This is a genomic window from Xenorhabdus yunnanensis (assembly GCF_028598805.1).
In the GTDB taxonomy this organism is placed as follows: domain Bacteria; phylum Pseudomonadota; class Gammaproteobacteria; order Enterobacterales; family Enterobacteriaceae; genus Xenorhabdus; species Xenorhabdus yunnanensis.
Map to the genome: position 1 here is coordinate 1 of NZ_JAQRFI010000136.1, position 2,169 is coordinate 2,169.

The following is a 2,169-nucleotide window of genomic DNA, read 5'->3' on the forward strand; positions in this document are numbered from 1 at the left end:
GCTGCTGGGATCGAGGATATCCGCCAGTGATTGCCCGAAAGTAATAGTGGCAGGGTGTTTCATCTGCTTGCCGAACACTTCCGGTGTCAGTGTCCATTTGCCTTTTTTCGCGCCGGCGGTGACCAGAACTTCATAAATGCCACTGCCCGGTGGTACTTCTTTGGCCTGACCGTAGGTAGGCATTTCTCCCTTGCCGTACAGCTCGTGGTTATCCTCGATCAACTTAATACTGTTCTCTGCCCCGGTGATGGGGTGACCATTGAAGTCTTTCAGGTTCAGCTTAATGACCGTGGTATCCCCTTCATTGGGCAGTTCGCTTTTTTCCGGAATAAACGCAGATTTGTCCAGATCAACCAGGTCAGCTTTTGACGCGCCAAAGGTAATTTCCGTTGGGGTTCCCAGTGGCTTGCCCTCTACTTTGGTGGTGATTTTCCATGCACCGGTTTTATCACCAGCCTTGACTTCCACCTTGTAGATCCCGCTGTTTTCCGGCTCTTCCCACACCTTATCAATGGTTGGTTTATTTTTGCCGTCACCGGTCAGTTGATCGCTGTTGTCTTCAAAGGTAATGCTGTCCTTGGCGTTCGGGATCGGATTGCCGGATTTATCTTTCAGGTGCAGGGTCATGATGGTGCTGTCCTCATTGTCGGCGGCGAGGACGTTCGTGGCGGGCGTAAACTGTGAGCCCTGGGTATCAACAATATCCGTCAGCGACTGACCAAAGGTGATATTGGTCGGTTTCAGCGCCTTGCCGTCTACTGTCGGCGTGATTTTCCAGAGGCCTTTTTTCTTGCCGGCGGTCACCTTGGCTTTGTAGATGCCGCTGCCCGTCGGGTCTTCCCTTACTGCCCCTAATGACGGGTTGGGGTTCTGACCGTACAGTTCGTTTTTGTCATCGGTCAGCTTGATTTTATCGGCCGCGCCGGTGATGGGGTGACCGTCTTTGTCTTTCAGGTTCAGGCTGATTTCAGTGCTGTCACCTTCCTTATTCAGGGCACCATTTTCCGGTTTAAATTCGGTCTTATCCGTATCGATCATGTTTGCCAGCGAATCACCAAAATCGATGACCGTGGGAGCCAGTTCATGACCATCCACCGTGGGCGTGATTTTCCATTTACCGTGCTTAGTACCGGCAGTGGCGGTGACCTCATAAATCCCGCTGCCTGCCGGCACTTCTTTCACTTCGGTGCCCAGTACCGGATCTTTACCGTCACCGGTGAGTTTCGTTTTGTCGTCGGTCAGTTTGATACTGCCCGCCGCGCCAGTCACTGGCCTGCCGTCCTTGTCGGTCAGTTTCAGGCGGATAACCGTCTGGGTTTTGCCGTCGGCCACCATCGATTTATTGGTCTGTTCAAAGCCAGAGCTGGCAGGGCTGACGGCGGAAGCAGTGACCTGTATCTGAGTTTCCATCCGCTCAGAGGCATTGCCCTGATTATCATAGGCGACACCGGACAGGGTGTAAGTGTTGTTGCCCTTGTCATGGAACGGCGGCAGGGTCAGCAGATAATGCGTCCCACCACGCCCAGATTCAGCGGCTAAGTTGGCTGACAGCGCCGGGGCACTGACGTTTTCCAGCTTGCCGCCCCCTGCCAGCAAATTCGCCGTATCCCAGACGATTTCTTTCAGGCCATGTTGGGCGCTGACACTGACATTCAGCGGGATCACCGCCCCGCCGCGTCCGCTGATGCGGTTTTCCATCATCAGGCGGATCAGGTTTTTCTTGCGGTACTCCAGTACGATTTGGTTATTGCGGTCAACCAAATCATAACGGCTGCCTTGCAGGCTGCGTTTAAAGGCCATCGCATCGGGGTCGACCTGTTTTGACCACGGCGTGCCGATTTCATAATTCAGGCCGAAATTAAACCGGGTTTCCCCGCCGCCGGAAGCACTTTGCCGGCGGTCAAGCCCCAGTGTCACCAACGGGACAGGGGTATAGTTGACGCCGAGGGTAAAGGCGGCCGGGTTTTTCTGCCGGCGCGCTTCGCTCAGCAAGCCGACTTCATCCCCAAAATACTGCTCATAAATTAACTTACCGCCCAGTTGCGGATAAGACGGAACATAGCCCTCCGCCCGCAGGTCAAAACCGTTGGCCGGGCGCTCTTCGTAATCTTTCAGCTTCCTGCCGTCTTTCCAGCCACTGGCGCGGAAATAGCCATTGGCGCCGAAGCG

The 2,169-nt window shown here is 54.6% G+C and carries 1 protein-coding gene; it reads right to left on the reverse strand.

What is annotated here, in order from left to right; translation table 11 throughout:
* Window positions 1–2,169, reverse strand: a 2,169-nt coding sequence (locus PSI23_RS21110; RefSeq protein ID WP_273556915.1) for an inverse autotransporter beta domain-containing protein, incomplete at both ends; no start/stop codon positions are given.